Below are 23,266 nucleotides of genomic sequence, written 5' to 3' on the forward strand. Positions count from 1 at the left end.
TATTAATTCCTCTCTCCTTGGTGGCCACGATTTTGTCGGTAGCGTGCGCCTAATTCATCGTCTCATGCGACCTGCGTCCACCCCTGCAAGGCCGCTGCTTCGGCCCGGACCGCTTCGGGACTTCCCAGAACCTGGCGGTCGAAACCGATTCGCTTGAACCAGAAATGCAGACCTAGGAGATCGGTAAAACCCATCCCCCCATGCACCTCGGTTGAGGTTCGGGCGACAAAACGGTGGACTTCGCCCGTATGTGATTTGGCATGGCATGCCACCAGCGAAGCCTCGTCGGGCGTCGCATCGAACGCATGGGCGGCATACCAGACCAGCGAACGGCATGGTTCATGGCGGGCAGCCATTTCCGCGCACACATGCTTGACCGCCTGGAAGCTGCCGATCACTCGTCCGAACTGTTCGCGCTGCCCGGCATAGTCGACCGCTTTTTCGATCATAGCCTGGCCCGCACCGAGGCTATCGGCGGCCAGGAGCACCCGGCCGGCGTCCCGCAGGCGCCTGACTGTGGCCCCACCATCGTCCGCGAGAGCCTCGCCCGCTACGCCAGAAAACCGCAGCTCCCCTACGCTCCGGGTGCGGTCGATCGTTTTGAGAGCAACCTTCTCCAGACCCGCAGCATCGCCAGCTACGAAGTGCATACGACCGGCGGTATCGGCTACCAGAAACGCGTCGGCTTCCAAGAAGTCGAGCGCGAACAAAGCCGTTCCGTCGAGCTTTGCGCCGTCGAAGTCCACGCCTGCCCGGTCCCGGATCTCCACCGTTTCCGCGATCGCGACGGCGATTTGCGCCTCGCCCTTCGCTATCCTCGGCAGCCAGTGCGCCTTCAACTCCTCGCTACCGCCCTGTGCCAGCGCAAGGGGTGCCAGTACATGGGCACCGATAAAAGGCACCGGCGCGACGGCATAGCCGAGCTGCTCGGCCACAGCGGCGGCATCGAGCATTGTCATCCCGAGCCCGTCATGTTGCTCGGGAACCATCATTCCCCAAATGCCGATTTCGCCCAGCGCCGAACGCACGTTGTCGCTGAAGGGAACCGAGCCCTCCGCGCATTCGCGCACATGATCGAGCGGACAAGTATCAGCAAGAGTGCGGCTGATCGCGTCGCAGAGCATCTCTTGGTCTTGCGAAAGTCCGAAATCCATCAGGCGGCTCCCTTATTCTGCCCGCTTGCAACGGCCGTCGCCTGTTCGACGGCGGGAGGCGTTGCGAACTTGGGTTCGCGCGGCATTTCCAGCCCGCGTTCGGCGATGATGTTCTTCTGGATCTGGGCGGTGCCTCCACCGATGATCAGACCAAGCTGGAACATGTAGTTCCACTGCCAGGCACCGTCTTCGCGCTCGCGCTCGCTTCCGTGATAGAGTATGCCCATCTCGCCCATTGCGTCGATCGCGAGCGCGGAAATCTGATGGGCGAGCTCACAGCTCTGCAGCTTCACGACAAGTTTCGCCATGCCGCCGGCATCCCCCCTAAGGCTGTTCGACAGGATGCGCATGCCGTTGAATTTCATCGCCGCGACTTCGGCTTGCAATGCAACCAGCCGGTCACGCAGAACGGCGTTGTCCATTGCGCAACCCTGGCCGATGCGTTCTTTTTGCATCAGCCTGACCAGCGCCTGGAGCCGGTTTTCCAGTGCATCGGGGTCGCCCAGCATGCCACGTTCATGGCCCAGTGTGGCATTGGCCACGTACCACCCCTGCCCGCGCTGCCCGACGATCTGATCCAGGGGAACCCGCACGTCGGTAAAGAACGTTTCATTGAACTCGGCATGACCGGTCATGGTCTTGAGTGGTCGGACCTCGATCCCTGGTGTGTCCATCGAGAAGATCAAGTAGGAGATGCCGCCGTGCTTGGGCGCGTCCGGTTCGGTCCGAACAAGGCAAAAGATCATGTCCGCCTGCTTGGCCGTGCTGGTCCAGATCTTCTGTCCGTTGATGACAAAGTCGCCATTTTCGACGCGGGCGCTGGTCTTGAGCGCGGCGAGGTCCGATCCCGCTCCAGGTTCCGAATATCCCTGACACCAGACTATCTCGCCATTTAGGGTCGGCTCGATCCATTGCCATTTCTGGGCTTCGGTTCCGAGTTCCAGCAGCGTGGGAACGAGCATGGAAATGCCCTGGTTCGCAAGGCCTGCGGGGATGCCAGCGCGCGAAAATTCCTCGGCAATGATCCGCGATTTCAGGATGTCCGGCTCGGCTCCGTATCCGCCGTATTCCTTGGGAATCGTACGCGCCGTGTAACCATGCAGGATCAACAGCTTTTGCCATTCGACGGCTTCGGGGGAAGGGCGCGCGGCACGGCCTTGGCCATCGGGTGCGCGGTGACCGTGGGTTTGCAGGAACTGGCGCACTTCCTCGCGAAACGCGTCATACTGGGGTCCGTAGTCGAGATCCATCTTGGTCTATCCTTCTGCGCGCGCGATCGCGACGGGTCGGAATACTGGCAGGCGAAAATCTTCGGAGATCGGCTCGAAATCCAGCGTGACCGGCAGATCGAGCTCAAGCTCGTCGAGCGCGCAATCGACCAGCCGGGTTGCCATGCGCACTCCCTCCTCCAGTTCCACCACCGCAGCGATGAAGGGAATCTCGCCGGCGAAGGCGGGATGCAGTGCCTGATGGGTCACCGTCCAGGAAAACAGCGTGCCATTGCCGGTGCTACGCTCCCACGACCATTCAGGAGAACCGCATCGGGCGCACATATAGCGCGGCAAATGCCGAAAACTGCCGCATCCTTCGCACTGCTGGAAGTAAAGGTTGCCGTCCTGACACCGGTTCCAGAATTCCTGCTCCACCGGATCCTGCGGGCGCGGCTTTGGCTTGGCTGGTGCGGCCTGCGCCGAGGGGCGCATCTTGGGCGGCAGATCTTTCTCGTCGCTCACGCAAACCTCCTCAAAATCGCTATACTGCCGTCACCCAGATCGCCCCAGCCGGTCACCAGGCCGGTCTGGGCGCCTTCGACCTGCCGCTCCCCACAATCGTGGCGCAACTGACGCACCGCCTCGACGACATGGTTCAGTCCCCAAACATGGGCCTCGCTCAGCAGGCCGCCATGGGTGTTGACGGGATAGCGCCCGCCCAGCTCGATCTGGCCATTCGCGACGAACTCTGCCTGTCCACCTGGTTCGCAATAGCCCAGGGCCTCCAGCTGAAGGAGAACCACGTAGGTGAAGCAGTCGTAGATCTGCAGAAAATCCATGTCTTCGCGATCGACCCCCGCCATTTCGAACGCGCGCGGCGCGGCGTAGCTCAGGCCGATCTTGAAGGGGTCGGGACGCGAAGGGATATCGTCGGCGGGGTAAGGATGCCCTTCAGCCGCACCGGCGATGCTCACGGGAACATGCGGCATGTCCCTGGCGCGGTCTATTCGCGAAACCACGACTGCGCATGCCCCGTCAGTCTCCAGACAGCAATCGTAGAGGCGAAAGGGTTCGGATATCCAGCGCGCGGAATGGTAGGTTTCGGCATCCAGTTCCCGGCCATAAGTGAAGGCCTGCGGATTCATCTGCGCATGGCGACGGCACGCCAGTGCAACGGCCGCCATCGCTTCCGGGCCGATATCGTAAATTCGGGAGTGCCGGGTGGCGAGCCAGGCATACATCTGCACCGGCAGGAACACGCCATACGGAATGTAATAGCCTTGGATCGTATTCGTCAGGGTGTTCATGTTCATCGGCCGCGTCGGCGGTGCGCCAGGCTTGGGCCGCAAGGCGGAATAACCGTTCCACCCGAGCGTCACCAGCACATGGTCGCATAAGCCGCTGGCAATTGCCATCGCGGCGTTCTGGAGTGCCGTGGTAGGGCTCGCCCCGCCCATGTGGACCGTAGAGGCATAGCGCAGAACTTCGATACCGAGGTTAGCCGCCATCTCTTCCGAGGTGGTGTAGATCGGCGGAGGAACCATGCCGTCGATATCCGACGGCTTCAGCCCTGCATCTGCTATGGCTTTGCGCGATGCTTCCAGCATCATGTCGACCGCGGTTTTCTCGGTGCCTTTCACGAAAGCGGTTTCGCCCACTCCGGTGATGGCCGATTTGTCGCTTAAGCTCATGCCTGCCTGACCGCCTGGTAATCGCGTTCGAGCTGTTCGGAAAGAGCGCGCACCCTCTGATAGGTCTCCGGCGGACGCAGTCGCAACTCGCGGCGGACATCCTCCAACGGACGATCGAGATTTTCTTCCCAGTAGAAGGTGGTCAGATCGGCTGCAGCCCGGCCCCGGCGCCACGCTTCAAATGCAGCGCGCGCCACTGGCAACTGGGCAGCTTCCAGTTTCATCTTGGGAATGCCGACGCCCAAGATGAAAGCGATCCCGTGATTATAGAATTGCGCGTTTCCGAAGGACAGCACGCACAATTCGCCCAGTGCGTCCCTGCCGTATCCGGCGACGTCATGAAACAGGTCATGCGAATCGCGAAGGCGCCGACGATAGAGGGAAACATCGGGGTCGCCGAGGTCCTCCAGACCTCCGGCCTCGCTGGCTTCCGCCAGACCTTCTGCTGTCAGACCCTCCCCGTAAACAAAATCGAGGTAGGCTCGGCCAAGCGTGCCAGACGCACAGGTCGCAAGGCGTTTGCGATCGCACAAGGTTTCAAGTAGGTCGGCCCGGTCGGAAGCGATACGCCGCCCATCGCTCGACTTCATGAAGCGATTGAAATTCCGATAATAGGAATTGCCCGACAATGCCTTGACGATACGGAACACCTGCGCCGTATCCTCCTTGTCGGCAATCAACTGCCTCATTGCCCCAGCGCTCTGAGAGGCTCTACGGGGCGGCGCAATTCATGACCTTTGGCGTAAGCCATCTTCTTGCCTCCTGCGCTTCACTTGTAGATACCAGCGGACGCCAACGCCTTCTCGGCTCCATCGACCAGGTCGCGCATCACTTCGGCGGCAGGCCGGATCGAATCGATCAGGCCGATGCCTTGCCCCGCGAAGCCGGGGATGACATCCTTGCGCTCTGCCTTGATCCCGGAGGCCATGACCGGGCCGGAGATCATCGACTGATAGGGCATCGGCAGAGGCTCCTTTCCGGCCTGCACCCAGGCGTCGGCCCATTTGTTACGGATCATGCGCGCCGGTTTGCCGGTAAGCGATCGACTAACGACCGTATCGGCATCGCCGCTTTCGGTGATCGCCTCTTTCTGGAAGCGCTCGATGCCCGCTTCCTCGGTCGCGAGAAATGCCGTGCCGACCCACGCGCCCTCTGCCCCCAGCATCATCGCAGCGGCAACACCCCGGCCATCCGAGATACCGCCGGCCCCAAGGACAGGAACACGATCGCCAACGGCGTCGACCACCTGGGGAATCAAGGAAATAGTCCCGATCGGCGAGTTGTGACCTCCGCCATCGTGCCCTTGCGCGACGATCATGTCGATGCCCGACCCGACGACCTGTTCGGCGTGCTTGACCTTGCCGATCACCGCCATGACCTTGGTGCCATTGGCATGGAGCCGATCCATCCACGGTTCAGGATTGCCAAGGCCGGCAGCATAAACCGGCACCTTTTCCTCGATCACCACTTCCATCTGCGCCTCAAAGAATTCCTTCGAGAACAACTGCGGGCCGCCCTTGCCCATTTCAGGCGCGCCCGCCGCCCGCATGGCGGCGGCAGCATCGACCTCCGGAAGCTCTTCACGATCCATGAAGTCGCGCGCGAACTGCTGATATTCACCCATCAGATCCATGGGATTTTGGGGTGCAGCACCGCTTTGAGGGGCAGAGCCGCGCCTGACCGACGCGGGGAGCAGCGTATCGACACCGAAAGGTTTGTCGGTCAATTCCCGGGTCTGGCGAATCCAGTCACGCAACTGATCGGGCGAACACGCCGCGGCACCCAGGACCCCGAGCCCGCCGGCATTCGAAACCGCAGCCGCCAGCGCCGGAACGCTCGCTCCGCCCATCCCGGCAAGCAGGATCGGGTACCGGATCCCCAGCATTTCGCATATTCGGCTCTTCAACGCCATTCTTCCTCTCCAGCCACTTGCCTAAACGCACACTCAAACTATTGAAAATTCTACAGCTGCCCCCACCGCACCCGCTGCGAGACCAGCTCGGGGCTGCGCTCCGAAAGATAGACGGCAGAGCCGGCCACCAACCGGCTCATTGCTTGACGGGCCGCGGCGCTGTCGCCAGTCCGCACTGCCTCGAGCACCCGCACCAGAAACTTCATCTGCACCGCCCGTTCCTGTGCCGAATATCCCAGCGAATGGGAAAACTCGCGGGTCAACAGATGCATCGCAGAGGTCAGCAAACCGAACAGCGGATTGCCGCTCGCCCAACCCAACAAGTCGTGAAATCTGCGATTAAGTTCCTCGAATTGATCAGAGGCTTCATGATGCCTCAATTCCGCCAGACACCCTGCCAACGCGCTGAGATCAGCGGTAGTTGCACGCTGGGCTGCATACCCTGCGACATCGGGAGCAATTGCTTCGCGCAATTCAAGCAAACCACGCAAATCGGCTTCCATGAAATGCAGAATCAATGACAAACTGCTTGCAAAATCGCCGGTCTGCGGACGGGCTACGACGGGACCTCCACCACGGCCGAGCTGGAGATGGATGACCCCTTGCAATTCCAGGAACCGCAAAGCCTCCCGCAAAGTTGCGCGCGCAACCTCGTAACGCGCGAGCATTTCATCCTCGCGCGGAAGCCTGTCACCCGGGTTATGGCGACCCGCCTCGATGTCCCGCACGATGCTTTGCGCAAGAGAAAGGGCACGCTTGGCCTTCTTCACCGCTGACATCCGCCACTCATCAGCACACCCGCACCTCTCGAATAAAAAGTATAAGGATATTAGCAAACCTTCGTTGGATCGGCACACTATCCGATGGGATTGGTGTCTGCAAGGGACTAAAAGAGTATACGATTTATTGACTGCACGAGATGTCTCCCTTAAGGATGACTGAAGGCCGATCAGGCCTGAGATGTAGAAGGAATAGTTCTTATGGACAGCCAGATCGCCGAGCCGGATGCCGCGGCGAGGATCGCGTCAATTCCGATCGAGGAAATCGACGTGGCCCGGCCAAGCCTGTTTCAGAACGATACCATCGGTCTATTTTTTGACAGGTTGCGCGCCGAAGAACCTGTCCACTACTGCCGCGAGAGCTATGTCGGCCCTTACTGGTCCATTACCAAGTTCGACGACATCATGGCGGTGGACACCAATCATAAGGTCTTCTCTTCGGAAGCGAAGCTAGGCGGAATTGCAATCCAGGACATGCATTCGGTGGAAGGCGCGCTCGAACTTGAAATGTTCATAGCGATGGACCCGCCCAAGCACGATCAGCAGCGCAAGGCGGTGACTCCGGCAGTGGCTCCGTCCAACCTGCAACTGCTCGAGCCGATCATCCGCAAGCGCGCGGGAGAGATTCTCGATGAACTCCCGATTGGCGAAGATTTCGACTGGGTGGATAAGGTTGCGATCGAGTTGACGACGATGACGCTGGCAACCTTGTTTGATTTCCCTTGGGAGGAGCGGCGCAAGCTGACGCGCTGGTCCGATGTAGCAACTGCGGCACCTGAAACCGGGATCGTCGAATCCTACGAGGCGCGGCGCGAAGAACTCATCGGTTGCGCGATGTATTTCAAGACTCTGTGGGACGAACGGATAAACGAGGAGCCGAAGAACGACCTCATCTCGATGATGGCTCATTCTCCCGCCACGCGCGACATGCCGTTCCTCGAGTTTCTCGGCAATCTTATGCTGCTGATCGTCGGTGGAAACGACACAACACGCAATTCCATCAGCGGCGGCGTGCTCGCCTTGAACCAAAGCCCGGACGAGTACGCGAAACTCGACGCGGATCCTTCGCTCATTAGCAAAATGGTTCCGGAAATCATCCGTTGGCAGACCCCCCTCACTCATATGCGCCGCACCGCGCTGGAAGATTGGGAGATCGGCGGCAAACAGATCAAGAAGGGCGACAAGGTGGTGATGTGGTACCTGTCAGGCAACCGCGACGAGAGTGCTATCGAGCGCGCGGACCAGTTCATCATCGACCGCAAAAATCCGCGCCATCACCTCTCATTCGGCTATGGCATTCACCGCTGCATGGGAAACCGGCTCGCGGAACTGCAGCTGCGGATCATCTGGGAAGAAATTCACAAGCGCTTTTCCCGGGTCGAGGTTACAGGTGAACCAGAGCGTCTTTTTTCAAACCTCGTCCGCGGAATCACCAGGCTGCCGGTGCGGCTCCGCGCCCGCTGACTCTCGAGATCGAAATGCGGAGTTCAAGATGATCAAAATTACGTTCGTGGCTAGCGATGGTGAGCGACGGGAGGTCGAAATAGAAGAAGGCGAGACAGCCAGGGAAGCGGCGCTATACAATGACGTGCCGGGTATCGATGGCGATTGCGGAGGGGTATGTGCTTGCGCGACCTGTCATGTGCATGTCGATCCCGAATGGATCGACAAGGTGGGTCGGCTTATGCATGATGGAATGGAGGCCGACCTCTTGCAGTTCGCCGAAGGCACCACTGAATACAGTCGCCTTGCCTGTCAGATTCCGATGAAGCCGATGCTGGATGGATTGGTTCTTCACCTACCCGAACAACAATACTGACGGAGGGATCCTCGTCCCCGTAGCCTACATTCTTATCTGTCTTTCCTTGATTCTTCGAGAAAACACTCATGGCCACACAAATCGAGCCCGCAACCCAGACCGACGAAGACGCCTTCCGCGCGGAAGTGCAGCAGTTTCTGGCGGACAATTTTCCCGCCGAACTCAAGGGCCAGTCGAACGCGCTGGCCGGCGTGGACGGCCCCACCAATGAAACGCCGGCGCAGACCAAGTGGCGCGAAGCCGTGGGCGCGCGCGGCTGGGGCACCCCCACCTGGCCGAAGGAATACGGCGGCGGCGGCCTCACCAAGGCGCAGGCCAAGATCATCGACCAGGAATTCGCCAAGGCGGGTGCCTACAACCCGATCGGCGGCATGGGCGTCATGATGTTCGGCCCGACGCTGCTCGAATACGGCAACGAGGCACAGAAGCAGGAGCATATTCCGCCGATCTGCCGCGGCGAAATCCGCTGGTGCCAGGGCTATTCGGAACCCAATGCCGGCTCTGACCTCGCGAACCTCCAGACCTTTGCCGAGGACAAGGGCGACCACTACCTTGTCAACGGCCAGAAGACCTGGACCAGCGGCGGCCAATGGGCCGACAAGTGCTTTGCAATTGTACGAACCGACAAGAGCGACAAGCACAAGGGCATCAGCTTCATGCTGATCGACATGGACACGCCCGGCGTCGAAGTCCGCCCGATCACCATGATCAGCGGGACCAGCCCGTTCTGCGAAACCTTTTTCACCGACGTGAAGGTCCCGAAGGAAAACCTCGTCGGCGAGGAAGGCCAGGGCTGGACCATCGGCAAGCGCCTTCTGCAGCACGAGCGCACCAACATCTCGGGCGGCGGCAGCCTCGCCCGACTCATGGGCCAGAGCCTTGGCGATATCGCCAAGAAGTACCAGCCGACGGGCGCCGACGGCGAACTCGCCGATGCGGTGCTGCGCGACAAGATCGCTGATTTCGAAATCCGCTGGAACAGCTTCCTGCTCACCGCGCGCCGCGCGATGGAAGAGAGCAAGGCAGCTGGCGGCGTCTCCGAAATCAGCTCTGTGCTCAAGAAGCTCGGCACCAAGCTGAGCCAGGAACGCAGCGAATTGCTGATCGAAATCCGCGGGTTGCAGGGCCTCGGCTGGGAAGGCGACGGCTTTTCGGACGGCGAGCTCGGGGCCGTGCGCGCGTGGCTCTTCGGCAAGGCGACCACCATCTATGGCGGCTCGACCGAAATCCAGAACAACATCATCGCCAAGCGCGTGCTCGGCATGCTCGACCACCAGTAAGAGAGGGGAGCAAGGACAATGGCCGTTCTCAACGAAGAACAGGAAATGCTGCGAGATATGGCGCGCGAATGGACCGTCAACGAAAGCCCGGTCACCGAATTCCGCAAGGTCCGCGCCAGCGGCGAGCCCGAAGCCTTCAACCGCGACGCCTATGCGACGATGGCGCAGATGGGCTGGGCCGGGGTCATCATCCCCGAAGAGCATGGCGGGTCGGACTTCGGCTTCCTGTCCGCGGGCCTCGTCGTCGAGGAACTCGGCAAGACGCTCACCGCCAGCCCGCTGGTGATGAACACCGTCGCCGCCTCGGCGATCGTTCTTGGCGGCAGCGACGAGCAGAAGGCCAGGTGGCTGCCCAGGCTGGCGAGCGGCGAGGCCATCGCCACCCTCGCCGTCGACGAAGGGCCGAGCCACGATCCTGCGAAGATCGAGACCAGTGTGTCCGACGGCAAGCTGAGCGGCACCAAGGCCTTCGTCCATGAAGCGCATGGTGCGGACCTGTTCGTCGTCGCGGCGAAGGACGGGCTTTACCTGGTCGAGAAAGGCGACGGCGTCGCGCTCACCACCCGCAAGCTGACCGACCAGCGCAGCCATGCCGACGTCACCTTCGACGGCGCGGCGGCGGAGAAGCTCGCCAATGGCGGCGACAACCTGCTCGATGACGTGCTCGACCGCGCGCGCGTGCTCACCGCAGCCGAAATGCTCGGCATGGCGCAGCAAGTGTTCGACGACACGCTCGACTATCTGAAGCAGCGCGTGCAGTTCAACCAGGTGCTGGCGAGCTTCCAGGCGCTGCAACACCGCATGGCGGACCTCTTCGCCGATCTCGCCCAGATGCGCAGCGCGGTCGAGGCGGGCCTGCAAGCCGTCGATGCCGGCTTCGGCGTGGCGCGCGCGGCGACCATCGCCAAGGCGGAAGCCAACCGCGTTATGCACACCATGGCAAACGAGGGCATCCAGCTGCACGGCGGGATCGGCATGACCGATGAGTACGACGTCGGCTTCTATCTCAAGCGCGCCCGCGTGCTGGAGCAGAGCTTCGGTTCGTCGAGCTGGTTAAAGGACCGATTTTCCAAGCTTTCTGGCTACTAGAAACCTGCATGTAGTGACCTGCATGGCATTTTTGCCACATGCTTGTCGACAATGTGAAATAATCCGTCAATTCATCTACCAAGTCTTGAAATGAAACGCGCTTATCGGCATCGTTTCTAACATCGACTAGTGCCTAGGATGGGGCACATTCTTAGAGGAGAGGCACATGAAAAGATTTCCATCACGCCACCATTGCGCCCTTGGTGCATTGGCAGCGGCACTTGCCTTCACACCGACAGCCGCCTTCGCCCAGGATGTTGGCGAACCCGATGCGGATCTGGTTGAAGGGGCCGATGTCGAAGACCAAAACGTAATCATTGTTACCGCGCAAGGGCGATCGCAGGTCTTGGCGGATGTTCCAGTCGCCGTGTCAGCTGTTTCCGGAGAAACCCTCCAGAATTCGGGCGCCAGCGACATACGTGAGCTGAACCAGGTTGCACCGTCCCTGCTGGTGTCTTCCACCGGCAACGAAGCTAACGGTTCCGCGCGTATTCGCGGTATCGGCACGGTCGGCGACAACCCTGGTCTGGAAAGTTCGGTCGCGGTTTTTGTCGATGGAGTCTATCGCTCTCGTTCGGGAAGCGCCCTGAGTGAGCTCGGCCCTATCGACAGGGTCGAAATCCTTCGCGGTCCCCAAGGTACTCTGGGCGGGCGGAACTCATCGGCAGGCCTGATCAATATCTACACCGCACCGCCCGAGTTCGATTTCAGCGCATACGGGGCCTTCACTTATGGCAACTATGATGCGATCCGCGTCGAAGGTGGCATAAACGCTCCGCTTGGCGACACCGTAGCTGCGCGTGTGGACGGCGTGTATTTTGAGCGCGACGGCTTCTACAACGATATTACCAACGGCGGGACGATCAACAATCGCGATCGTTATCTGGTCCGCGGTCAGCTCCTGTTCGAACCCAATGACGACCTGTCCATTCGCCTTGTCGGGGATTATTCCAAAAAGGACGAAGCGTGCTGTGCCGCGACGTTCGTCCAGCCCGAGTTTGCTCCGCTTGCACGGATCAGCGCTGGATTTGATCCCTTTACGAGGCCATCGGATGGGGCCGCCCTGACGAGTACCGCAAATCCGATCGTTCCCGTGTTGCTTGCGCTTGGGCAGGATCCGCGTGCCCTCACCCAGGATACATTCAACCGCGACCTGTACCCTACGCCGGGCAGAAGCTATGAAGGCGAAACCGAAGACTACGGTATTTCGGCTGAGATCAATTGGGATTTCGGGAACGTCACGTTGACGTCTATCACGGGCTACCGTGAATATGCCAACAGCCAGGGATCTGACACCGATTACACTACTGTCGATATTCTCTACCGCGCTCCGACCGAGAATGCTCTTGCTCGAGACTTTGAAACATTCACTCAGGAACTGCGCCTTACCGGTGAGGCCTTCGATGGCAAACTCGATTGGTTGATCGGCGCGTATTACGCCAATGAAGAACTGCAGGTGCGTGACAATCTGCGGTTCGGCACCCAGTACGGCAATTTCGTAGCGTGCCGCATCGCTATCGCGATCAACCCGGCTTTGGTCAATCCGGGGGCTTCCAATTGCCTGGGTGCCAACGTGGCGGCATTGGACGGTACGCTGACCGGAAGCCCGGCATTCGGCGCTGCAACCCCGGCGATCCTCGCAGGTATCAACAACCTTGCAAGCATCAGCGATTTGGGAACGGTCAGCGAGGTCTACAATCAGACGAGTGAGAACTTCGCGTTCTTCACGCATAATATCTTTGCGATCACGGATACGCTCGATTTGACGCTGGGGCTTCGTTATACAAACGAAACCAAGGACTTCGACGCAACTTTCCGCAACGACAACACGGTTTGTCCGACAAACCGCAATCTGCTCGGAGGCTTTCTGGGTGTTCCGACTTTGGCACCTCTGGCCGGTGGTATCATCAGCCTTTCCTGCCAAGGCAATTCGACATCGGAGCTCGATGGAGTTTCTCTCGAAGACTCGCGCGAAGAAGAGGAGTTTACCGGCACGGCTATCCTGAGCTGGAAGCCAACTCCCGATCTGCTAGTCTACGGTTCGTATTCACGCGGCTACAAGGCGGGCGGTTTCAACCTCGACAGGTCTGCACTGTCAAATCCGCTTGCGTTCGATCCGGCCAATATCTCGGCAGCCGCGCTGCAGTTCGATGAAGAAACAGTCGATGCATATGAGATCGGCCTCAAATACTCGACACGCGAGTTCGGGGTTAGCATTGCAGGCTTCCGGCAAGAGTTCAGTAACTTCCAGTTGAACACGTTCAATGGGGCGTTCTACATTGTGCAGACGGTCAATAGTTGCGATAGCGATCTCGGCGGGGCCGACAGAGACGCAAGCGCGACAACCGGTGCATGCTCTTCCGATGAAGTTGCACCAGGTGTGATCGCTCAAGGTGTCGAGATCGAAACCTATCTACGGCCCGCTCGTGATTTGGATATTACCCTTGGCGTCACCTATTCTGATACGAGCTTTGAAGACAATCTTATCGGGGACGATACCGGGGCACCGCTCGACCCCGCACTACGCTTGCTGCCAGGCGACAACCTGTCGAATGCACCAGAGATCGTGGCAACATCGTCGCTTACGTGGACGCCGCCAATCGGCGACAGTGGGCTCGAAGGCCTGGTCTTCGTGAACGCTCGTATGGCTGGTGATTACAACACCGGCTCCGACCTGCTCTTCGGCAAGGAACAGGACAGCTTCGTCGTAGTGAACGGGCGTGTGGGTCTGACCAATATTGCGGATCGCTTCGCGATCGAGGGATGGGTCAATAATTTGTTTGACGTTGGGTATACGCAGGTGGCCTTCAACACGCCTTTCGTGGCTCCGCAACAAACGTTCTCCGCTTTTCTTGCGGAACCGCGGACTTACGGCATCACCGTGCGCGGCAAGTTTTAAACTTACTCGCTAATTGCAAGAGGGTTCGGCGCTTCGCTGTGTCGAGCCCTCTTTTTCGAACTTTTATTTGCTCACGACTAGGTGGCGTCCGAACAAAAGTTCCGTGTGCTCAATATCGTCGATGATGTGATAGGGAGAGGCCGGCAGCGGTGTTCGCTGCATGAATCCCTCTTCGCTGGGCTACCAGCCGCCGGCCCCACAAACAATCTTGCCTCGTCCTGCCATGCTGCCTTACGCTGCGCTCCAGGCCGCCCAGCAGGGCGACCCCAACCGCCGGAACTCTAACTTAACCGGTGGACCACCCTGATGGGGCAGGTCAGGTGGAAGACTACAACCGAGAGAGACCGCCCTCATCCCTTGGCTACGCGACACCGGCGGCGTTCGCCGCCGAACTAGATAAGCAATGGCCTGCTTCGCCACGCCCTACGGGCTCCGCTGCGCAGCCCATTGCTTCAACCGCGCTCATACGCATCAACGCAGCTCGGCTCTAATCCCGGCTGGGGGGAAGATCAGGGGGTCACGTCACTCATTGGAAGGCGGCTATCGCGACGCAATTCGCTCTGAAAGTCGTGGGACTATTTTGCAGGTCTTCGAGGAACAGACCTGCTAATTTTCGCCCTGCAGTTAGTTCCATTAGGATAACGCTGTTAGCATACGTAGGCACCGCGGCCGCTAGCCAAAAGGTTGCCAGTAGGACCGTATACACGTGTTTCAGCGACCGAGATATTTTTACCGATCTTGATTATTTTGCCCGATGCTACGAGTGGTCCCGAGGTTGCCGGGCGGTGGTAGTCGACCCTCAGATCGGCGGTCGCCTTGGCCCCTGTACCTTGCGACAATAAGGTGTAGAGCCCGGTTAAATCGATCAGAGAGGCGAGCACGCCGCCATGCGCTGAACCGATTGCCGGGTTTGACACGATCTCGTCGCGCCAAGGCATCTCCAGTTCAAGCTGCTCGTTCGAGCATGACCGTAAAGTGAGGCCAAGCCACCGGTGAAACGGGGCAATCTGCAGGATCTCTTCGAGGCGCTTAGGATCGATCCTTGTCAGATTATCGGTCATGTAACGGCTCCCTGCGGACTGTGATTACGCTTGAGAAAATCGAGTATCGCTGCCGAAAAGGCATCGTTGGCATCGCCAACCACCATATGTGTTGCCTCTGCGATGTCGGTGTATTCAGCGTGTGGAACAAGTTCGAGCAATTGCGCGACCGCGTCTTCGGAAACCAGATCGCTCGATCCGCCGCGAATAATATGCAATGGCAGCGAAAGCCTGCTGGCTGCATCGTTCAGCGCATCAAACTGGCGTTCCTGATGAGCCGGATCGCTTCGCTTGGCTAGTGTGATGTTGCGGATAAAGGCCGGATCCCAATGCCAGTAGTAGCGGCCGTCTTCCTTCTCTCGCAGATAGCGCCGTAAGCCCTTGCCGGCTCCGCGCTTGCGGCGATGTGGCATGTAGCGCGCGATGACCTCTGCCGCTTCGTCCGGTGAAGAGAAACCGGTCTCCACGTGCTCCTCCATAAAGCCGACTACGCGCATAACGCCCCCCGTCTCCATACGCGGCGCGATGTCGACGAGAGTGAGCGACGCGAAGCGGCCCGGCGCAAGGTGTCCTTCGGCGATCAGTCCGGCCAACCCGCCAAGGGAGGCCCCGACGAGCGCTGGCTTGCGGTCCATTTTTGAAGCGATCGCAACGAGATCTGAAGCGAAGTCGCGCGTTTCGTAAGCGCCCTCGGCAGACCATTCGCTGTCGCCATGACCGCGCATATCAATTGCGATCGGACGAAATCCCGCATTGGCGAGATCGGCTGTGACACGTTTCCATGCGTGACGGGTCTGGCCGCCCCCATGCGCGAGCAAGACCGGTAAAGCATCGGCATTTCCGGTCGCTTCGGCTGCTATGGAGATGCCACCATTTCCCCCGATATGGAAAGTTTGCGACTGCATACCGCAACCTCATATTGTAAATCGATTTACAGTAAACGGCTTTATTTCCTGATCCGCTATGGTAGGTTGCCCTAGATGGCTGCCATGACGGGCTATGACGCGGATACAAAGGGGGGCAAGTTCCCTCACCGATACCGATCGGCTGTTCTTTCTTATGGAGGAAGTGACCCGGCGTTTGCGCAGGACCGCCGATTCTTCGGTTGAACAATTCGGGCTCACGCGGACGCAATGGAGTATATTGGCTTATCTTTCGGAGTCCAGGCATGACCCAGACAGAGCTGGCTCGGGAACTGAAGCTAGAGCGCGCTAGCATCGGCCAGACTATTGATCGCCTGGAAGAACTTGAGCTGGTGGAAAGACGCAGGCGCGAAGAACGACAGGCGCGTTTGGCGGGTTCATTTACGCCCTGCCGCAATCGAGCTACTTCCCAAGATGCGAGTAGAAGCTGATGCAATGTATGCTCGCTTGCTCGGGGGGATCCGTTTTGGGGAACTGGAGCGCTTACGCGGATCGCTGGCTAGGATGCATGACAATCTGGGCAGCGAGCCATAATCACTCGAAATCGAGCCCATGCCCCGCGTTCACGCCCGCGTTTGCCCTTCAGGGGGTCTGATGCTCAGATGAGGGACGCCGAGCGCATGCGATCATAACATCCCGGCAGTCGTGGCAGGCGAGGTGGCCGGAGCCCCCGCACTCACCCAGCGCCGTTCGGTTCCTTATCAGCTTGAGCGACCATCGGATTCAGTTTCTGCTGTAGCGTGAAATCAGCGAGTGTTTGCATGGCGGCACTGCTAGCGAATATGGTTGACGCTGAGCTTGAACACGCCAGGCATGCGCGAGCCTTCCAAGATAGCGCTATGGATAAGCATATGCCGAAAGATGAGATACGTGATTACGCCCCCAACGAAAAGGATGACATCCTTTATTTGCTAGAAGAGGTGAACAGGACCGCTCGGCGGACCTTCGACGCTCTGATCGTGGGGCTCGACCTCAATCAAACACAATGGCGGATCATCGCGTCCTTGTTGCGAGAACCTACGCTAACACAGACCGAGATTTCTCGCCTGCTCGAGCTTGAATCGGCGACGATAGGACAGGCTGTCGCAGTTTTGGTTGAAAAAGGTTTGATCGAGCGAGAGCGGGCGGCGCACGATCGAAGGGTTTGGAACCTCCACCTCACCGAGCAAGTAAGAACCATCTGGCCGGAACTGCGCGAAGCGGCTGATCGACTCCACGAAATTCTCTGGAAGGGAATGTCTGCGCCTCAAATCGACCTCCTGCGTACGATGCTTCGAAAAGTTGCGGAGAATCAGAAGCAGGCTGACACTTGCGAAGAAAGCCGATGAAGCATGATCTGGAAAACAGTGTCGGTGAACTGACGCGGCTAGCAGAACTCGGTCAGATTTTCGCCCGGCACGGTCTGAAAAATCTCGGAAGCTTGCTTGGCTTTATGCCGGTTTCGGAGAATGAGCCAGATACCGAGGACTTGCGTCCTGCATCGGTGGTGGCGCTGTTGCGCGATGTCGGCCCTGTCGGAATAAAGCTTGGCCAGCTCCTGGCGACCAGAAGCGATCTGTTTACACAACCCTGGATTTCCGCGTTCGGCACTCTCCACGACCAGGTGGAACCGCTGCCGTTCGATAAGATCGAACCGGTGATTGTATCGGCTTGGGGCAGCGACTGGGAACGTGAATTCGCCGCTTTCGAGAGAAACCCGATCGCCTCAGCCTCTATCGCGCAGACTTATGTCGCAACCCTGCTGGACGGAAGCGAGACTATCGTGAAAATCCGCCGACCCGGCATGGCGTCCAGGATCGAGGCGGACATGAGGCTGTTGACACGGCTCGCGGGCCTCGCCGAGCGTCGGTCAAGCGACATTGCTCGCTATCGACCCGTGGAATTCCTTCAGACATTCGCCAAGAATTTAGCGCGGGAGATGGACCTGGCGGCAGAAGCACGTGCCTGTGAAAGGATTGGCGGTTATCTGGAGATGCTTGGGGTGAAGACGCCCGCGATCCACTGGGAACTCACAGGCTTGACGATCAATGTGCAGGAAGCCCTGGGCGGAAAGCCCGCGTCGCGGCACCCGGCAACTGATCCGGCAGGGAATGCCCAGTTCGCGAAGCGCTATGCCGATGCAGTGCTACGGATGATCCTTCTCAATGGAGAGTTTCATGGCGACCCGCATCCCGGCAACGTCTTCTGGATGGAAGGGAACCAGGTAGGCTTCATCGATTTCGGCTCGGTCGGCTTTCTCAGCGGCGCGCGGCGTCAGGAAATCGTCCGACTGATTTTCGCTATCGCGAACGGACAGATAGACAAGGTGGCCGATCTGCTGCTCGACTGGGCAGGCAATCCACTCGTGGATCGCGCGCAATTGGTGATGGACCTGGATGAGCTGATCGCGGAATTTAGCGGCACAGCTCTTGCCGGGATAGAATTCGCGGCAATTTTCGATCGGGTTTTCGGATTGTTGCGCGATTATCGCCTCGTATTGCCGCCCGACCTCGCTATTTTGCTGCGCACCCTGCTGACCGCAGAGGGCTTCGTTCGCTCTTTGGCGCCGGACTACAATATCGCCGAAGAAACGAAGCCGATCGTGATGCAATTGTTTGCCGAGCGATTTTCGATCGGAGCCGCGCGGGATCATTTGGCCAAGGTCCGCAGTGGCCTGCTTGATTTCTCGGCATCGCTGCCCGAGCTAATCGATAACGTTGCCTCGGTCGCTCGATCAGGTACGATTCAGGTATCCATCGACCCAGCCAGTCTGAACCATCTGACGCGGGAAGAGGACCGCAGCACCCCCGTCAAGGGTCCGGTGGTGGCAGCGTTGATCATCTCTGCCGCATTGCTGGCCGACCAATCGTTGTTACTGGCAGGAATTGTTCTGGCTTTCGCGGGAATAGCACTCATTCCTAGATGGAACTGATAAGACCACACACAATGAACGCTTAGACCACGGCCGCCCGGCACCGATATTGGCTACATCAAGGGAGAAGAGTGGAAATGACCGAACAGAAACCTGCCGAAGCGGTGCCTGCCGCCACCATGCTGCTGACCTGCCCCATCAGGGTGGTCCACCGGTTAAGTTAGAGTTCCGGCGGTTGGGGTCGCCCTGCTGGGCGGCCTGGAGCGCAGCGTAAGGCAGCATGGCAGGACGAGGCAAGATCGTTTGTGGGGCCGGCGGCTGGTAGCCCAGCGAAGAGTGTGGCCGGACGGTGTTGTAGTGGATACGCCAGCGCTCGATCAGGATGATTGCCTCCTTCAGAGTGTAGAAGATCTCCCCGTTGAGAAGCTCATCCCTGAGCTTGCCGTTGAAGGATTCGTTGTAGCCATTCTCCCATGGTGATCCGGGTTCGATGTAGAGAGTCTTCACACCAATCCGCCAGAGCCAGTCGCGCACGGCATGAGAAGTGAACTCAGCGCCATTATCGCTACGGATGTGATCAGGCGGACCATGGCGTTGGAACAGCTCGGTCAGCACGGCCAGGACATCATCGCTCTTGAGCTTGCGCTGGACATGGATCGCCAGGCACTGGCGGCTGTACTCGTCGATCACGGTAAGCATGCGGAAGGCCTTGCCGTCATGGGTGCGATCCATGACGAAGTCGTAGCTCCACACATGGCCACTATATTGCGGACGCAGCCTCACGCATGATCCATCGTTGAACCACAGACGCCCGCGCTTTGGCTGTCTCTGCGGAACCTTGAGCCCTTCACGGCGCCAGATCCGCTCGACCCGCTTGGCGTTCACCAACCAACTTTCATTGCGCAGCAGCGCCGTGATCCGGCGATAGCCGTAGCGACCATATTGCTGGGCCAGCCGGATGATTGCAGCTGTCAGCGGCTTCTCGTCGGCTGGTGGTGCGGGCAGCTTGCGCTGGGTCGAGCGGTGCTGGGCAACGACCCGGCAGGCACGGCGCTGGCAGATATCCAATGCCTCCTGCACATGGTCGATGGCCAGCCGACGCCGTGAAGGGCTCAGTACTTTCCCTCGACAACCTCCTTCAGGATCAGCGCATCGAGCGTAAGATCAGACACCGCCTTCCTGAGCCGCTGGTTCTCCTTCTTGAGATCCTTCAATCGCCGAGCCTGGCTGACCTTCAGCCCACCGTACTCGCGTCGCCAGCGATAGTAACTCTGCTCCGAAATCCCCAGCGATCGGCTGATCTCCCCGATCTTCTCTCCGTGCGAGAGCCGAACTTCGGCCTCACGCAGTATCCCGATAATCTGTTCCGGCGTGTATCTCTTCCGTGCCATTCATCAGCCCCTTTCAAGCCGTAAATAGCCGAAATCCTAACTCTCAAAACGGACCACTTTTCGGGGGGAAGGTCACCTCTGGCCGATGGGAAGGACGCTGACAGGCTGGAAACCGCAGTTGGGCGGTTGGGGCTTGATCGACCTTAGAAACGCGCAATCGGTCGATCCGTTTTCCCTGGCCTCAGATGAACTCATTGAGGTTACCGACTGGGAACTACTTGATTTTGCAGTTCAAGTTGTCAAGCAATGGCTCCAAAGGAAGGGTTTCGAGATCATGTCCACTCACTCAAATCCCAACGTCGATCCGAACATCTGATTTGTCGGAGACAATGGACCCGAGTGGGTAATCGTACGAGCAGCGCGATATCCAGAAAAGGTGGCTCAGATCCCGAGCAACGTAGAGGCCATCGCTAAGCAATGCGAAGCTCTCAGTCACTTGGGGAATTTCGCATCTTTTGGCTTTGCGTTGGCGGAAAACGTTGAAAGGCCCATCTGGCGGGGACACGCTGCCGATGTCCAATTCGAAGGCATTAAGCCGATCTGATCCGGAAGCTCTCATTGCTCCACGCAGGTGTGCGATCTCTTGAAGAATCATGCGGCCATATTCGTGCTCGGCGGTCGCTTTTGGGGTGTAATATAGCCGCCGCTCTGCGCCAAAACACCAGACGTCCAGACCGGTAACGGCGTGGGCTGTAGACTGGAGTTCGTTCGACCTGAGGCCGGTCGGATTACGACTTCTTACCAGTCGTCGAAACTTTGAATTTTGCTCAGATTGGAAACCTCATTCAAGTGCGTTTCCAAGTGATGGCGTTCCTCATCCCAAACCGCAAACAGATGTTCTGCGCCAGAATTCTCAATGTTGTTTAATTCGAAATCGTACACATCGAGAAACAATTGCTCGTAGTACTTAGAGAGACGATTCTCCATGCTGGTGAATGTCACGTATAGCTGGGCATTCTTCGGCCATTTTTTTGACGTGGCTATCAACGCGAAGCTCAGCAAACCCTTTCCCGACATACACGCATAACATCGTGTAATTGCCATGGTCGTCGCAGGCGTCATAGTCTACCCACAGGTGATAGAGGCCTGTCTGACCACGGAGGAATTTAAGATAGAGCTTGTACGTTATGTTCCCAATACGAAGTTCGTCGTCGACCGGCAGTTCCGCACAAAATGCGCTCTCGTTCACCAACTCATGGGCAGAAATTGGCTGGCTTAGTTCTAAGAGCGCTATTTGATCGAACGCATCGTACTCTTGATTTTGACACGGGAAATCTTGTTCGATGCACTTTGTCATGATCGGCTCGACCTACTCAATATTGTATGTTCCTTAATAGGCGCCGGTGGCTTCCGAAATCAGCTCGGTTCTTGCAGCGACGAGCGCTCCCAATACTCGAGGGTATCGGGCCGACTGCTTCGATCCGGCGACCGCGCAAAGGATGCCTTTGACTGCCCCTGTCGATGGCACGTCCGCCTCCAACCAGTCAGCTCCAGACCAATAAGCGGTCACTTCAGGCGGTCCGAAATCCAGGCCTCCACTTCGTCTTCTGCCCATGCGACCGCATATCCACCCAGCTGCACGGGCTTCGGAAACTTGCCCTCGGCCATCCAGCGATAGATTGTCGAACGGCCAAGCCCGACGCGATGCTGAACTTCGGGCAGGCGAATGAGCCGCGTCACCCGCCGGGTTTCGGTCGCTCCTTTGTCTATCTCTTCACCCACGATGGCCTCCCTCGGCACCGGCAAAGACATCGCCAAGCAGCGCATCCTTGCGTTCGAGCTCGTCGATGTGGTCGGAGAGCAAGCGGGCGACGCGGTGCGCGGTCCCCTTGGCCCAGCGCGGCTTCACATCGTGAACCTGGTTGCCCAAGACACGCTCGAGCGCTGAAGGCAGTTCGCCGGAAAAGTCCTCGAAGAATTGCGCGAGGTCCGATTGCAGCCACGCAATCGCGTGATCGCCGCCGCTGACGAGGAACAGGAGCAGGTGTGCGTGCGGCGCGACGCCGCTCGCGGCAAGAATGCGCAAGGCTTCGCCGAGGCTGGCCGAGCGTTCGCCCGCAAGAACACGGCGCAGGGCATCCTTATGGATCTGCGCGTCGCGAGCGATGTCGCAGCGGGCACGGCCGCTGGCTTCGACGGCGGCCAAAAGCAGCCGGGCGAGGTCGGCGCGAACCTGTTGTTCGGCAAAGAGCGCCATGTTGGTCATCGACGAATCCTTATCTCCAGAGTGATCGACTCTCCGGCTAACCGCGAAGGAAGCCTGTAGGAAAACAAAAAGAACATTTAGAGAACATAGAGGAAGGAACGATCAGCTTCCTCCGACGATTCGCGCGAATTTCGGTCGCCTGCGCGCATATCGCGGCTCTCTTCGCTCAGATGCCGGCACAGTCAGCGCTGTTGCGCGATCAGCCTGCGCGAATCCCGTGCATCGCACCTCCCGATGTCGCTTTTTGCTTGGTCGAAAGCCCCAAAATCCAATTCCCGATTTCCTACAGCCCGGCTCCGGGGAGAGGAAAGAACATACAGCGAACGCATCGCTGGCTGATGTTCAATCCTCGGAGTTTCCATCCATGACCACCAAGACTGCCCTTCCGGTCCAGCAGCGCTCGCCCAACGGGGCTCGCGGCCGCGACTACATTCTTCCCGCCTGCGTGGCGCTGGCCTGCGCCGGTGCCGCCTTTGCCGGGGCCGATACCACCTTCGATCCCGCGTTGACCAAGTTCACCGACTTCCTCGAAGGTTCGGGCGGCAAGATCATCACTGTGCTCAGCCTTGCGGGCGGCCTGATCGGTCTCGCCTCCGGGCGTTTCTCGCTCGGCCAGGTCGCGGTGCCGGTCGGCGTCGGCATCGGTGTCGGCACCGGCGTTCCGATCGTCACCTCGGTCGTGACCGCGGTCATCTGATCAGCGGATCCGGTCACGACAGGAGGGCGGCATGGCCGACAGGTACCTCGTTCCACGGCGGCTCGACGACCCGGAGCTCATCGGCTTCTGGACCATCGACGAGTTTGCAGGGATCCTTATTCCCTTCGCCTGGGGCATTCTCTCGCAGCATATCTTCATCGGTATCGGCCTGGCCGCCGGGGCCTGGCTTGCCTTGCGGAAGGCAAAGGCACGCGGCGCCGGTTCGGCACTGGTGCATGCTGCGTACTGGTACCTACCCGGGAGCTTTCTCGGGTTGAAGGCCACGCCGCCCTCCCACTGCCGCCTGTTGGCGGGCTGAGGGAG

Annotated in this window: 24 protein-coding genes and 1 pseudogene; 12 read left to right on the plus strand and 13 right to left on the minus strand. The window is 59.2% G+C overall.

The annotated features are described in order from the left end of the window. Positions 1-62: 62 nt before the first annotated feature. The 7 genes from ED21_RS12025 to ED21_RS12055 form a co-directional block, all read right to left on the minus strand. Complete coding sequence (locus ED21_RS12025) at positions 63-1,154, minus strand: acyl-CoA dehydrogenase family protein (RefSeq protein ID WP_006834183.1); 1,092 nt, start codon at positions 1,152-1,154, stop codon at positions 63-65. Next, entirely contained in the window at positions 1,154-2,404 is a 1,251-nt protein-coding gene (locus tag ED21_RS12030) for an acyl-CoA dehydrogenase family protein (RefSeq protein ID WP_006834184.1), read from the minus strand. The genes ED21_RS12025 and ED21_RS12030 overlap by 1 nt, the downstream gene beginning before the upstream one ends. A gap of 6 nt (positions 2,405-2,410) precedes the next feature. Then, the gene (locus ED21_RS12035) at positions 2,411-2,887 is read right to left on the minus strand and encodes a Zn-ribbon domain-containing OB-fold protein (protein WP_006834185.1); all 477 of its coding nucleotides are present in this window, start codon (positions 2,885-2,887) and stop codon (positions 2,411-2,413) included. Further along, positions 2,884-4,056 (minus strand): transporter, encoded by a 1,173-nt coding sequence (locus tag ED21_RS12040; RefSeq protein WP_006834186.1) that lies wholly within the window; start codon positions 4,054-4,056, stop codon positions 2,884-2,886. Before ED21_RS12040 ends, ED21_RS12035 begins: the two co-directional genes overlap by 4 nt. Further along, positions 4,053-4,745: a Coq4 family protein gene (locus ED21_RS12045; RefSeq protein ID WP_006834187.1), complete on the minus strand. Its 693-nt coding sequence runs from the start codon at positions 4,743-4,745 to the stop codon at positions 4,053-4,055. The genes ED21_RS12040 and ED21_RS12045 overlap by 4 nt, the downstream gene beginning before the upstream one ends. Before the next feature lie 80 nt (positions 4,746-4,825). Beyond that, positions 4,826-5,968: a nitronate monooxygenase family protein gene (locus ED21_RS12050; protein WP_006834188.1), complete on the minus strand. Its 1,143-nt coding sequence runs from the start codon at positions 5,966-5,968 to the stop codon at positions 4,826-4,828. A 50-nt stretch (positions 5,969-6,018) separates the two neighbouring features. After that, the gene (locus ED21_RS12055) at positions 6,019-6,747 is read right to left on the minus strand and encodes a FadR/GntR family transcriptional regulator (protein ID WP_006834189.1); all 729 of its coding nucleotides are present in this window, start codon (positions 6,745-6,747) and stop codon (positions 6,019-6,021) included. A 201-nt stretch (positions 6,748-6,948) separates the two neighbouring features. Here ED21_RS12055 and ED21_RS12060 point away from each other — a divergent pair, with 201 nt between their 5' ends. The 6 genes and pseudogenes from ED21_RS12060 to ED21_RS15210 all read left to right on the plus strand — a co-directional run. Then, a complete protein-coding gene (locus ED21_RS12060) occupies positions 6,949-8,211 on the plus strand; it encodes a cytochrome P450 (protein WP_006834190.1) in 1,263 nt (420 codons plus the stop codon). A 28-nt stretch (positions 8,212-8,239) separates the two neighbouring features. Beyond that, positions 8,240-8,566: a 2Fe-2S iron-sulfur cluster-binding protein gene (locus tag ED21_RS12065; protein ID WP_006834191.1), complete on the plus strand. Its 327-nt coding sequence runs from the start codon at positions 8,240-8,242 to the stop codon at positions 8,564-8,566. A gap of 68 nt (positions 8,567-8,634) precedes the next feature. Then, on the plus strand, positions 8,635-9,846 hold the full coding sequence (locus ED21_RS12070; RefSeq protein ID WP_006834192.1) for an acyl-CoA dehydrogenase family protein: 1,212 nt from the start codon (positions 8,635-8,637) through the stop codon (positions 9,844-9,846). Positions 9,847-9,864: 18 nt separating this feature from the next. Next, positions 9,865-10,935: an acyl-CoA dehydrogenase family protein gene (locus tag ED21_RS12075; protein ID WP_006834193.1), complete on the plus strand. Its 1,071-nt coding sequence runs from the start codon at positions 9,865-9,867 to the stop codon at positions 10,933-10,935. A 166-nt stretch (positions 10,936-11,101) separates the two neighbouring features. Beyond that, the gene (locus tag ED21_RS12080) at positions 11,102-13,834 is read left to right on the plus strand and encodes a TonB-dependent receptor (protein WP_034922553.1); all 2,733 of its coding nucleotides are present in this window, start codon (positions 11,102-11,104) and stop codon (positions 13,832-13,834) included. A 311-nt stretch (positions 13,835-14,145) separates the two neighbouring features. Then, a pseudogene (locus ED21_RS15210) lies at positions 14,146-14,325 on the plus strand (IS3 family transposase); the annotation flags it as partial. Positions 14,326-14,481: 156 nt separating this feature from the next. Here ED21_RS15210 and ED21_RS12085 read toward each other — a convergent pair. Together ED21_RS12085 and ED21_RS12090 are read right to left on the minus strand one after the other, a co-directional pair. Next, on the minus strand, positions 14,482-14,895 hold the full coding sequence (locus tag ED21_RS12085) for a hotdog fold thioesterase (RefSeq protein ID WP_006834195.1): 414 nt from the start codon (positions 14,893-14,895) through the stop codon (positions 14,482-14,484). Continuing rightward, complete coding sequence (locus ED21_RS12090) at positions 14,892-15,779, minus strand: alpha/beta fold hydrolase (RefSeq protein WP_006834196.1); 888 nt, start codon at positions 15,777-15,779, stop codon at positions 14,892-14,894. Before ED21_RS12090 ends, ED21_RS12085 begins: the two co-directional genes overlap by 4 nt. A 263-nt stretch (positions 15,780-16,042) precedes the next feature. On the opposite strand from ED21_RS12090, the gene ED21_RS15835 reads away from it, so the two are divergent. The 3 genes from ED21_RS15835 (at position 16,043) to ED21_RS12100 (ending at position 18,708) form a co-directional block, all read left to right on the plus strand. Beyond that, on the plus strand, positions 16,043-16,228 hold the full coding sequence (locus ED21_RS15835) for a MarR family transcriptional regulator (protein ID WP_228135198.1): 186 nt from the start codon (positions 16,043-16,045) through the stop codon (positions 16,226-16,228). A 330-nt stretch (positions 16,229-16,558) separates the two neighbouring features. Then, positions 16,559-17,125, plus strand: a complete 567-nt coding sequence (locus ED21_RS12095; RefSeq protein WP_006834198.1) for a MarR family winged helix-turn-helix transcriptional regulator — start codon at positions 16,559-16,561, stop codon at positions 17,123-17,125. Continuing rightward, the gene (locus ED21_RS12100) at positions 17,122-18,708 is read left to right on the plus strand and encodes an AarF/ABC1/UbiB kinase family protein (RefSeq protein WP_006834199.1); all 1,587 of its coding nucleotides are present in this window, start codon (positions 17,122-17,124) and stop codon (positions 18,706-18,708) included. Before ED21_RS12095 ends, ED21_RS12100 begins: the two co-directional genes overlap by 4 nt. A gap of 138 nt (positions 18,709-18,846) precedes the next feature. Here the strand turns inward: ED21_RS12100 and ED21_RS12105 are convergent. Next, positions 18,847-20,039 (minus strand): IS3 family transposase gene (locus tag ED21_RS12105; protein ID WP_369765956.1). Its coding sequence is split into 2 segments (ribosomal slippage): positions 18,847-19,790 and positions 19,790-20,039, totalling 1,194 coding nucleotides; the frame shifts between segments, so codons are not numbered across the junction. An 85-nt stretch (positions 20,040-20,124) separates the two neighbouring features. Between ED21_RS12105 and ED21_RS12115 the strand changes: the two genes are divergently transcribed. Then, positions 20,125-20,355, plus strand: coding sequence for a hypothetical protein (locus tag ED21_RS12115; RefSeq protein ID WP_006834202.1), 231 nt, complete (start codon positions 20,125-20,127; stop codon positions 20,353-20,355). Positions 20,356-20,946: 591 nt separating this feature from the next. On the opposite strand, the gene ED21_RS15690 is transcribed toward ED21_RS12115, so the two are convergent. The 3 genes from ED21_RS15690 to ED21_RS12130 all read right to left on the minus strand — a co-directional run bounded on the left by ED21_RS15690 (position 20,947) and on the right by ED21_RS12130 (position 22,245). After that, entirely contained in the window at positions 20,947-21,336 is a 390-nt protein-coding gene (locus ED21_RS15690) for a hypothetical protein (protein WP_196793211.1), read from the minus strand. Positions 21,337-21,545: 209 nt separating this feature from the next. Beyond that, positions 21,546-21,761: an AlpA family transcriptional regulator gene (locus ED21_RS12125; protein ID WP_006834205.1), complete on the minus strand. Its 216-nt coding sequence runs from the start codon at positions 21,759-21,761 to the stop codon at positions 21,546-21,548. Continuing rightward, positions 21,754-22,245, minus strand: a complete 492-nt coding sequence (locus ED21_RS12130; protein ID WP_006834206.1) for a hypothetical protein — start codon at positions 22,243-22,245, stop codon at positions 21,754-21,756. The genes ED21_RS12125 and ED21_RS12130 overlap by 8 nt, the downstream gene beginning before the upstream one ends. A gap of 364 nt (positions 22,246-22,609) precedes the next feature. On the opposite strand from ED21_RS12130, the gene ED21_RS12135 reads away from it, so the two are divergent. Together ED21_RS12135 and traL are read left to right on the plus strand one after the other, a co-directional pair. After that, entirely contained in the window at positions 22,610-22,942 is a 333-nt protein-coding gene (locus ED21_RS12135) for a hypothetical protein (protein WP_006834207.1), read from the plus strand. A gap of 31 nt (positions 22,943-22,973) precedes the next feature. Beyond that, positions 22,974-23,261: a type IV conjugative transfer system protein TraL gene (gene traL, locus ED21_RS12140; protein ID WP_006834208.1), complete on the plus strand. Its 288-nt coding sequence runs from the start codon at positions 22,974-22,976 to the stop codon at positions 23,259-23,261. Positions 23,262-23,266 lie beyond the last annotated feature (5 nt).

It is taken from the genome of Erythrobacter sp. SD-21, from assembly GCF_000181515.1.
Taxonomy (GTDB): Bacteria; Pseudomonadota; Alphaproteobacteria; order Sphingomonadales; family Sphingomonadaceae; genus Qipengyuania.

Excerpts from the sequence above, each read along its gene's own strand:
- ED21_RS12085 (WP_006834195.1), bottom strand. The coding sequence starts at position 14,895 with ATGACCGATAATCTGACAAGGATCGATCCTAAGCGCCTCGAAGAGATC.
- ED21_RS15690 (WP_196793211.1), bottom strand. The coding sequence starts at position 21,336 with ATGACAAAGTGCATCGAACAAGATTTCCCGTGTCAAAATCAAGAGTAC.
- ED21_RS12135 (WP_006834207.1), top strand. The coding sequence starts at position 22,610 with ATGACCACCAAGACTGCCCTTCCGGTCCAGCAGCGCTCGCCCAACGGG.
- ED21_RS12090 (WP_006834196.1), bottom strand. The coding sequence starts at position 15,779 with ATGCAGTCGCAAACTTTCCATATCGGGGGAAATGGTGGCATCTCCATA.
- ED21_RS12100 (WP_006834199.1), top strand. The coding sequence starts at position 17,122 with ATGAAGCATGATCTGGAAAACAGTGTCGGTGAACTGACGCGGCTAGCA.
- traL (WP_006834208.1), top strand. The coding sequence starts at position 22,974 with ATGGCCGACAGGTACCTCGTTCCACGGCGGCTCGACGACCCGGAGCTC.
- ED21_RS12065 (WP_006834191.1), top strand. The coding sequence starts at position 8,240 with ATGATCAAAATTACGTTCGTGGCTAGCGATGGTGAGCGACGGGAGGTC.
- ED21_RS12130 (WP_006834206.1), bottom strand. The coding sequence starts at position 22,245 with ATGACCAACATGGCGCTCTTTGCCGAACAACAGGTTCGCGCCGACCTC.
- ED21_RS12050 (WP_006834188.1), bottom strand. The coding sequence starts at position 5,968 with ATGGCGTTGAAGAGCCGAATATGCGAAATGCTGGGGATCCGGTACCCG.
- ED21_RS15835 (WP_228135198.1), top strand. The coding sequence starts at position 16,043 with ATGACCCAGACAGAGCTGGCTCGGGAACTGAAGCTAGAGCGCGCTAGC.
- ED21_RS12030 (WP_006834184.1), bottom strand. The coding sequence starts at position 2,404 with ATGGATCTCGACTACGGACCCCAGTATGACGCGTTTCGCGAGGAAGTG.
- ED21_RS12025 (WP_006834183.1), bottom strand. The coding sequence starts at position 1,154 with ATGGATTTCGGACTTTCGCAAGACCAAGAGATGCTCTGCGACGCGATC.
- ED21_RS12095 (WP_006834198.1), top strand. The coding sequence starts at position 16,559 with ATGGCGGCACTGCTAGCGAATATGGTTGACGCTGAGCTTGAACACGCC.
- ED21_RS12055 (WP_006834189.1), bottom strand. The coding sequence starts at position 6,747 with ATGTCAGCGGTGAAGAAGGCCAAGCGTGCCCTTTCTCTTGCGCAAAGC.
- ED21_RS12040 (WP_006834186.1), bottom strand. The coding sequence starts at position 4,056 with ATGAGCTTAAGCGACAAATCGGCCATCACCGGAGTGGGCGAAACCGCT.
- ED21_RS12115 (WP_006834202.1), top strand. The coding sequence starts at position 20,125 with ATGGGAAGGACGCTGACAGGCTGGAAACCGCAGTTGGGCGGTTGGGGC.
- ED21_RS12080 (WP_034922553.1), top strand. The coding sequence starts at position 11,102 with ATGAAAAGATTTCCATCACGCCACCATTGCGCCCTTGGTGCATTGGCA.
- ED21_RS12075 (WP_006834193.1), top strand. The coding sequence starts at position 9,865 with ATGGCCGTTCTCAACGAAGAACAGGAAATGCTGCGAGATATGGCGCGC.
- ED21_RS12060 (WP_006834190.1), top strand. The coding sequence starts at position 6,949 with ATGGACAGCCAGATCGCCGAGCCGGATGCCGCGGCGAGGATCGCGTCA.
- ED21_RS12070 (WP_006834192.1), top strand. The coding sequence starts at position 8,635 with ATGGCCACACAAATCGAGCCCGCAACCCAGACCGACGAAGACGCCTTC.
- ED21_RS12045 (WP_006834187.1), bottom strand. The coding sequence starts at position 4,745 with ATGAGGCAGTTGATTGCCGACAAGGAGGATACGGCGCAGGTGTTCCGT.